Source organism: Flavobacterium magnesitis (assembly GCF_041729735.1).
GTDB lineage: Bacteria > Bacteroidota > Bacteroidia > Flavobacteriales > Flavobacteriaceae > Flavobacterium > Flavobacterium magnesitis.
In genome coordinates, this window is record NZ_JBCFQK010000041.1 from 1 (window position 1) to 8,004 (window position 8,004).

General features: G+C 33.3%; 12 protein-coding genes. 6 read left to right on the forward strand and 6 right to left on the reverse strand.

What is annotated here, in order from left to right; translation table 11 throughout:
- Positions 1 to 77: 77 nt before the first annotated feature.
- The 3 genes from AAGV33_RS16140 (at position 78) to AAGV33_RS16150 (ending at position 3,424) form a co-directional block, all read left to right on the forward strand.
- Positions 78 to 833, forward strand: a complete 756-nt coding sequence (locus tag AAGV33_RS16140) for a metallophosphoesterase (RefSeq protein WP_373393400.1) — start codon at positions 78 to 80, stop codon at positions 831 to 833.
- A 180-nt stretch (positions 834 to 1,013) separates the two neighbouring features.
- Positions 1,014 to 1,169: a helix-turn-helix domain-containing protein gene (locus tag AAGV33_RS16145; protein ID WP_373393402.1), complete on the forward strand. Its 156-nt coding sequence runs from the start codon at positions 1,014 to 1,016 to the stop codon at positions 1,167 to 1,169.
- Between the two features lie 875 nt (positions 1,170 to 2,044).
- Positions 2,045 to 3,424, forward strand: coding sequence for an ATP-binding protein (locus tag AAGV33_RS16150; RefSeq protein ID WP_373393387.1), 1,380 nt, complete (start codon positions 2,045 to 2,047; stop codon positions 3,422 to 3,424).
- 26 nt (positions 3,425 to 3,450) lie between these two features.
- Here AAGV33_RS16150 and AAGV33_RS16155 read toward each other — a convergent pair whose 3' ends face one another.
- Together AAGV33_RS16155 and AAGV33_RS16160 are read right to left on the reverse strand one after the other, a co-directional pair.
- Positions 3,451 to 3,738, reverse strand: coding sequence for a hypothetical protein (locus AAGV33_RS16155; protein ID WP_373393388.1), 288 nt, complete (start codon positions 3,736 to 3,738; stop codon positions 3,451 to 3,453).
- A 441-nt stretch (positions 3,739 to 4,179) separates the two neighbouring features.
- Positions 4,180 to 4,551 carry a hypothetical protein gene (locus tag AAGV33_RS16160; RefSeq protein ID WP_373393389.1) on the reverse strand — a complete coding sequence of 124 codons (372 nt, stop codon included), beginning with the start codon at positions 4,549 to 4,551 and terminating at the stop codon, positions 4,180 to 4,182.
- A gap of 390 nt (positions 4,552 to 4,941) precedes the next feature.
- Between AAGV33_RS16160 and AAGV33_RS16165 the strand changes: the two genes are divergently transcribed.
- The 3 genes from AAGV33_RS16165 to AAGV33_RS16175 all read left to right on the forward strand — a co-directional run bounded on the left by AAGV33_RS16165 (position 4,942) and on the right by AAGV33_RS16175 (position 6,176).
- Positions 4,942 to 5,367 (forward strand): DUF6943 family protein, encoded by a 426-nt coding sequence (locus AAGV33_RS16165; RefSeq protein ID WP_373393391.1) that lies wholly within the window; start codon positions 4,942 to 4,944, stop codon positions 5,365 to 5,367.
- A gap of 25 nt (positions 5,368 to 5,392) precedes the next feature.
- Positions 5,393 to 5,572, forward strand: coding sequence for a hypothetical protein (locus AAGV33_RS16170; protein ID WP_071185565.1), 180 nt, complete (start codon positions 5,393 to 5,395; stop codon positions 5,570 to 5,572).
- 271 nt (positions 5,573 to 5,843) lie between these two features.
- Positions 5,844 to 6,176, forward strand: coding sequence for a YegP family protein (locus tag AAGV33_RS16175; protein WP_373393394.1), 333 nt, complete (start codon positions 5,844 to 5,846; stop codon positions 6,174 to 6,176).
- Between the two features lie 93 nt (positions 6,177 to 6,269).
- On the opposite strand, the gene AAGV33_RS16180 is transcribed toward AAGV33_RS16175, so the two are convergent.
- From AAGV33_RS16180 to AAGV33_RS16195, 4 genes are read right to left on the reverse strand one after another with little or no spacing between them, the layout of a single operon-like run.
- Positions 6,270 to 6,446, reverse strand: a complete 177-nt coding sequence (locus AAGV33_RS16180; RefSeq protein WP_373393395.1) for a hypothetical protein — start codon at positions 6,444 to 6,446, stop codon at positions 6,270 to 6,272.
- A complete protein-coding gene (locus AAGV33_RS16185) occupies positions 6,433 to 6,648 on the reverse strand; it encodes a hypothetical protein (protein WP_373393396.1) in 216 nt (71 codons plus the stop codon). Before AAGV33_RS16185 ends, AAGV33_RS16180 begins: the two co-directional genes overlap by 14 nt.
- Positions 6,649 to 6,696: 48 nt before the next feature.
- On the reverse strand, positions 6,697 to 7,089 hold the full coding sequence (locus AAGV33_RS16190) for a DUF5675 family protein (protein WP_373393397.1): 393 nt from the start codon (positions 7,087 to 7,089) through the stop codon (positions 6,697 to 6,699).
- Between the two features lie 29 nt (positions 7,090 to 7,118).
- The gene (locus AAGV33_RS16195; protein ID WP_373393398.1) at positions 7,119 to 7,877 is read right to left on the reverse strand and encodes a hypothetical protein; all 759 of its coding nucleotides are present in this window, start codon (positions 7,875 to 7,877) and stop codon (positions 7,119 to 7,121) included.
- Positions 7,878 to 8,004: the final 127 nt, after the last annotated feature.

The following is an 8,004-nucleotide window of genomic DNA, read 5'->3' on the forward strand; positions in this document are numbered from 1 at the left end:
TCATGAGTTATTACTTACCACTAAATACTAAAGCAAAGCCAACTTAGCGTTAACTAAACTAATCTATTTTTTTTATAATCCAATATTGCTCAGACCTACATCTAGAATTTTTAGACAACCGAAGATGGGTTTTAGACAATCCAATTGTTCCAAAAGGCGATATCCTAATTTTGGCGGGAGACATTGTGCTTTTTAAGGAAATGCACCAACATCAAAAATTCTTTGATTATGTATCCGAACTTTTTGAGCATAGCTTTTGGATTCCTGGTAATCATGAATATTACAATTCGTATATCTCCAAAAGAAGTGGTGCTTTTGAGGAGCAAATAAGGGACAATGTTACTTTGTTAAACAATACGGTAAAAATCATCAATGGAGTAAGACTGGTATTTTCAACCTTATGGTCTCACATTTCGGAAGCAAAACAATTAAGTATCGAACAAAGCCTTTCAGATTTCAGAGTAATTCGAAAAAATGAAAAAAGACTAACTGTAGGAGACTATAACCAACTCCATCTGGAAAGCAGCTTATTTTTAGAAAAAACTTTCCAAACTAAAACAAATAAGCCAACTATTGTTGTAACCCACCACCCTCCTACTTTTATCAATTATCCTGAGAAATATGCCCATAGCAACATAAATGAAGTTTTTGGAACAGAAATGTCTGGTTTTATAGAAGAAAGCGAAATAGACTATTGGATTTATGGCCACCATCATTGCAATGTAGAAGATTTTAGCATTGGAAAAACAAAATTAATTACCAATCAATTAGGCTATATTAAATACAATGAGAATGAAAACTTTAATAACAGTGCTGCGTTTTCAATAGAATAAACTAAAAACCAATAGAATAAACCTGTAATAGTATAATAAAGCAACTAGGTTTATTATATAATTATATTTGTATGATATATCAATCACTAAAACCAAATTAAGCACTTTATGAATGATAAACAATACATTGACTAGGTTGCATCGAGTGATGTTGCACTGGCACAAACCATTGGAGCATTTATAAAACACCACAGCTTAGTACAAAATAGAACTCAGGAAGAAGTCGCTAATAAAGCAAACATAAGCCACTCAATAGTAAGTGTATTAGAAAAAGGTGAAACCATTACAGTACCTAACCTTTTACAAGTACTAAGAGTTTTAGATTACTTTATATAATGGATGTTTTCAAAATTCAAGAGCAAATAAGCCCAATTAAAATGGCAAAAAAAACAACGTGCTAGAAATAATGATAGCAACAATTCAAAAATATCGGACTGCTAATAATTACAACCGCTTTTATTAAAATATGGGATGAAACAGTGGGTGCTGTAGCCTGGAATGTAGAAACAAGAATGGCACGTTTTGAATACGATTCTAAATTCATAACAAAAAAAGCAACCAATCTAAGGGTCAAAGTGTTACTCAAAAAACTACATTCTACACAAAGACAATCCGAGACTTCGAGAAGCAGTTTATATTCACATTGAACATTTAATCGGCGAAAAATCATTTGCAAACGACTTATCCTTCATAGAAATAGACCAACTAAAAAGTGAGGATTTAGAAGATGATGGCGTAATTGAATTATACAATTTGAAATTCTTCATTGACTACTTTAAACACGATTAACTTTCGGCAATAAATACCATTTACTGCCAAAAGTTAACTAATAAATTATGCTTCGAACCACTAGCTAACAAAAAAACAAACCTGTTTTATACAATAAATTGCTTTAGTTTACAATCATTATTTTAGTTTCCTATGTAAAATACATCGCATATCGCAATATGCAATATAAAAAACATCCATTATATAACTTTGGCAAAAATGATTCTTTTTGCCAAAGTTATACTGAATCTAAAAACAGCTGTTATTCCAGACCTAAACTCGATATTTGTTTGAAATAACATACATCAAATAAGTCAACTAGTAAAGAATAAAACTTCGCAAAAATGTTCAAAATTGAAGATGCATTAGATTGAAGTTAATCCTAAAAAAATGAATAGTTTATCTTATTATTTTTCAATTTCTTTGTATTATATTTTCTACTTATGCTCAACCCAACCGAAATAAAATCAATAGTAGCTTCCGGAGAAGGCTACAATGCCGAATTCAAAGTCAGTATTCCAAGTAAAATAAAAGAGATTACAGAAGAAGTGTGTGCATTTGCAAATGCTTCTGGCGGTGTTGTTTTAATTGGCGTTGATGATGCTAATAATATCAAAGGAATAACTATTGACAATGCTAAACGTTCTGCAATACAAAACTCTATAAACGAAATATCCCCAGTATTAAAATGTGATTTTAATATTGTTGAAGTTGATGGTAAAGATTTAGCAGTAATAGAAGTTCCTTCAGGGCAAAACAAACCTTATGTTCTTTCTGGTGCAATTTATGTACGTCAAGGTCCCAATTCTCAGAAACTTACAACAGTTGAAGAAATGAGAGACTTTTTCCAACAAGCAGACAAAATTTATTTTGATGATGCAACTTGTAAAGATGCTGACATAGAGAAAGACATTGCAAAAGAAAACATCAAAACATTTAGATTTGAAGCAGGCTTGGTCAATGCAACTTCAGACGAGCAATTATTTACCAATCTAAAATTAATAACAAATGATGGCCAATTAAAAAACGGAACCGTTTTATTTTTTGGAAGTAATCCTGAAAAGTTTTTTGAAAAAGCAGTAATTCGTTGTGTAGTTTTTGATGGTATCGATAAACGTTACATCATAGATGATAAAGTAATGACTGGAACACTTTACCAGCAATATCAAAAAAGTATGGTTTGGTTAAAGTCAAAATTGGATGTAAGATATGATATTGAAGGCGAAGGTGGTAAACCAAGAAAAGAATTATGGGAAATTCCAGAAATAGCTTTTAAAGAAACAATTATAAATTCTTTAGCTCATCGGGATTATTATGATAAAGGAGCTAGAATAACTATTGAGGTTTTTGATGATCGTGTAGAAATTAGTAATCCTGGTGGCTTAGTAAGTGCCGTGCCAAGAAGTGAATTTGGTAAAAGAAGTGCAAGCAGAAACCCTTTAATTTTCGGACTATTTGAAAGAATGCGATTAGTAGAACAAATCGGTTCAGGAATAACTCGTATTAGAGATGTAATGAACGATGAAAGACTAACTCCACCGGAATTTAATATCGATGGAATGTTTACAGTTATACTACGAAGACCTATCGAATTTGAAAAGTGGGTAGAAAGGTGGGTAGATAATCTCTCTGAAAACAGAATTAAAATTTTGAAAAATATTTATAAAAATCCAAAAATTTCAAAAAGAGAACTTGAAGCTATAATTGGCTTAAGTGGTTCTGCCATTGATAAAAATATAGATTTTTTGAGAAATTTTGAACTTTTAGAACGAAAAGGAAATACCAAAAGCGGACATTGGATTATCAAATTCAAATTACCCTAGGTGGGTAGATAAGGTGGGTAGATAAATCATTTACAAAAACTCATTATCTCATTCACCTGCACAAAAACCGTCTTAAGTCCAAGTATTCCTAAAGCAAGTGCTGCCGTTTGCTTCATTTCGCTAATTTCATTTTTAATCACTAGAATACTTTTTCGTTTAGTGATAAAATGAAGTTTTAGTTTCCAATTGACACTCCTTCCCAACGCTCCAAAAGTTTTTGTATGCCAGAAATTAATCACTCCGAAAGATAAATGGTGCAAAGCAACAAAAACTTTTCCCAAAGCTTCTTTACATAATGTGGCATTATAGTGCATGTACTACTTCCCTACTCTAAATGAAATTTAAGGATGCACTATAATAACATTATGTAAAAAAGCCGCACACCCAACGCGCTTGCCAGTGGCTCCAGGACAACATTTTTTTGCAGCTCCCATCGCATCACCCAGCTACAAAAAATACCGTCCTTCGCCACTGGCTTTAACAATGTTCTGTATTCCATATGAAACTTTACAATTATCACTGCTTTTAGGAACGTTTGCGTTAACTGTCTTTATAAGCTTTGTGTTTAAATAGGAAGTAGTTGCATTGCTTTTGTAAGTGCTTTATCAATTCCATAGCAATTTTCCGTCTGAATACTGGAAAGGGAATACTGACCACTAGTTAAGCACCCACAAAACCAAAATCCCCAACAAGAGTATTTCTTTTTATTTGCCAAAACATCAAAATACATTGTTTCCGCAATAGCTGATGCCTTTCTATATAATAAACAAAATCTTCTGAACACTAAAAGCAGAAAACAGAACACTAACTCTGGCACCAGCTATCACAAAAACAATCAGAACATCCCGATAAGCAAATAAAAAAAATACCCTTGCCTGCGCTACTGCCCCATCGCACTCGGTAAGTATCAGTTGTTTTTTGAAGATGCCTTCCTTTTCCATAAGACAATATACTGCTGACTGAAAACTGCCACTGCCGACTGACCAAAAAGCATCCTCAAAAATCACATAGTAAAAAAGAGTATCAAATTTTTCAGCCGGATAAAAAACGTTTTTAGTATTTGATTTGGATTTTTCATCCGTCCAAAAAATTAGATACCCTTTCAAGAACATTCCTGCATAAATCAACACTCATTAATTCAAAATTTCATCCAAACACACAACGAAAATTTGATTAGATATTTCAAAATAAAAAATAAAAAAAAGAGAGCAAAGCTAAGTTCCAGGTATTCAAAAAAGCAAGTTCAAGCCCTGCGGGTTTCATAAAAAATCTCCACCCTTACATTTCCAGTTGAATATTTTGCTGAACACTAAAAACTGCCTATTGAAAACTTCTATTTAGGGTAGTATTTTTTCTGAAAAACTTGCTTTTTTGAAACCTTCCACTTGAAGAACGGCTTTCTTTTTTTTCTTTTTCTTTTGAAAAAATTTAATGGTGCAGAGCGCAGCGAGGCACTCAGTAATTCATTAGAAACAGCAAGGAAATAAGAAGAAAAGCTAATCTTTAAATCCGAAGCTATGCCAAATTTTATCATCAAGACCCACCAAAAAGACACGCTTTACAATAAGCCTCACTTATTCATTCTTAACAAAGGGATGAACAGCGGTAAACCCCAAAAAGAGCCATTTGCTAATAGTTTTGTAGTCATTTTTCAAAATGAGGAAGATTGTGAGAATATTTATTTTGTGGCTTACAGCTTATGGAAAACCAAGTTTTGGCATCCATTTTTAGTAGGTTCTGTTATTCCGTTTTTACGCCTTCAAAATTTTTCAAAAGAATTCAATGGTAAAGCCAGTTTGATGATGCAGGAACACGAAGAGCATCTAAAACAAGTGGCGGCCTTAAAATTGCTGGAACAAAAAGAAAAACAATTCCACCAGAACATCAATCTTATTAACGATATGCGTAGGGTTATTTTGTACCGCTATTGCAAGAAAAACTAAATAATTAATTTTTAAAATTACTCCTATGAGCATTTTTTTATTATTCCAAACAGATAATTGGAAATCAAGAGCATCAAGAGTATTTTTTGGTGCTTTTGACAGCAGAAACAAAGCAATTGACTTTGCAAAATACAATGATTTGTACTGCCATAATTCCGAAGTAGTGGTAGTTGAGGTGGTACTCAACCAATTTGGTGAAATCTAAAATCTCCATCTACGACTATTTCATTCTTGTAAAAAATTTTTATGTTGAAAGTTCTACTATACTATATTCTGGTACAACAAAAAAGAAACATTCTGTAAACACACCAACCTTAATACTGTTGGTATAGTTATGAGTATAGAAGATTAAATTTGTTTATTAATAACTATATGACATCTCAGTAATTACTTGATAATGAAACAATTTATTTAATTGTAGGATTTATTACAGCGATTAATTAAATTAGTAGTCTATAAACTTAAAAATTAATAAAATGGGAAAATTTGTAATTACAAAAAGAAGTAATGGAGAATTTCAATTCAATTTGAAAGCGAATAATGGACAACCAATTCTTGCTAGTGAAGGATACACAACCAAAAGTGCTTGTGAAAATGGCATAGAATCTGTAAAACGTAATTCACAAGACGAGAATAAATTCGATAGAAAAACTTCCTCTAACGGTAAACCCTATTTTAACCTAAAAGCTACGAATGGTCAGATTATTGGAACTAGTGAAATGTATGAAAGTACAGCAGCTCGTGACAATGGCATAGCTTCAGTTAAATCTAATGCTCCTGATGCCTCTGTAGAAGACTTAACAAATTAACTTCCATATTATTCATAAAATGTAAAAAAGCCTGATCTCACGACCAGGCTTTCATTTTGTTTAACCCAAAGGTCACCACAACTAGGGCTAAACTTATTTTTTGTGCTTCTTATTCAAGCTTTTAAGTAGTAACGAAATCATAAAACTGACAACTGCTCCAACAGTGGCTAATACCGCTGTTTTTACAATATCTTCAGATTGAATATTAGGTATCATACTTAAAAATGTGCCTCCAGCAGTTCCCATCAAGGTATGGTTATTGGCTGTCATCAGTGGTACTAAGCTGACTTGCAGCTGACAAAACACCTCCAGCTACTGCAATATAACCTCCTATAGTAGTGACTATTACAGGCAGTGCAATGGGAGCTGTTAAGATAGTTCCGCCAATAGCAGCCATAGCCAAACCAACATTTCGAAGCACTTTAAAAAACTTTGGTGTGGGAGCTGATGCTCTAGTGATAATTTTTTTCATAATCTTTTCTAATTTGTCATCCTGATCCCGACTTTTCGGGAGAAGGATCTATTCAATAATCAATTCAACACTTTCCTTACGGTCTAAGGCCTTATAAACAATGTCTTTTAACTTTGTAAAAGCTTTTCGGGACATCAAACCTAATCCAGGTCCAGAAAGTTTGGTTACTGGAGCAATACAGCCTTGCAATTCCTTTTGGGCATTGTTGGCTGGATGAAATAGAATAAACTTTCTATTGGGCACATCTACCAATTCCAAATGCCATTTGTATTTAGTACTATATCGCTTTCTTATAAAATATTTCCCCTCAGGAACACAGGAAACCTTCGTTTCGTTCATCTTCCACGGCAATTCAATGGTATTACAAATCAATTTGCCTTCGCATTCGAGTTTACCATTGGTTCCTTCAGGGAAATAAGTTCTAGTTAAAAACAAAACCATAATTCTGATTTCTAATTTCTAACTTCTGCTTAAACTCCTCCATTAACTTGAATCAGCGCTAATGGGTTGTATGCTCCATTTTTCAAAGAATACATACTACCATTCACTTGCTGATAAAACTCAAGTCCTAAAGCCAAAAACAAAGGTTTAGTACTGTTTGGAGTAACAGTATTTACTTGGTTAATCACAGCTGTAGCGGTAGCATCCCAAGCTAAAATGGCTGTTTCTGCATGTTGTTCTACAAAAGTTTCATTCTCAAAATCAACTTCCACACCAGCTGAAATAATTTTGAAATGAGTAGTTCCCCCTGGAGCAGCAATCATGTTGGATGGAATAAAAGATGGGATATCCACCGTAATTTCACCAGTAACCCTGTCGATGCTTCCAGTATAAGGAGCAAACAAACTAGTCCCTAGTTTTCCTCGAATGTTAAATTCAAATCCTGCTAACAATTCTGCCTCACCATCAATTACGTTTCGCAATCCACGTTCGTTAGTAGAATCAGCCTGAATCACCTTAACCATAGATTGCGTCAAACGACTCACCATTCGACTATCAGCAGAATTCAGTAACAATACACGTAAAGCGGTTCTCAATACTTTACCAGCCTTCCCTGCTCTACCAAATTCAGAACCATTTTCTCGTGTTCTTTGAAACGCAGGATCAGTCGCGATTCTGTTAGCGTCAATTCCGCCTTTTTCTCTCGCTAAATGACCATCCTGCGTTTTATAAAAAGTAATATCTCCAATAGTACCTTTTAATTTAATTATGCCTTTTTGCCTTGCCATAATTCCTGAAATTTAGATTAATAAATGTTTCAATTTCCCTCAATCATCTTCCTGTTGCAACATTTTAGATTGAATTTGAAACAAAGATTACACTTAAACTAATGAGTTAAATCAAGCTAATGTTCCA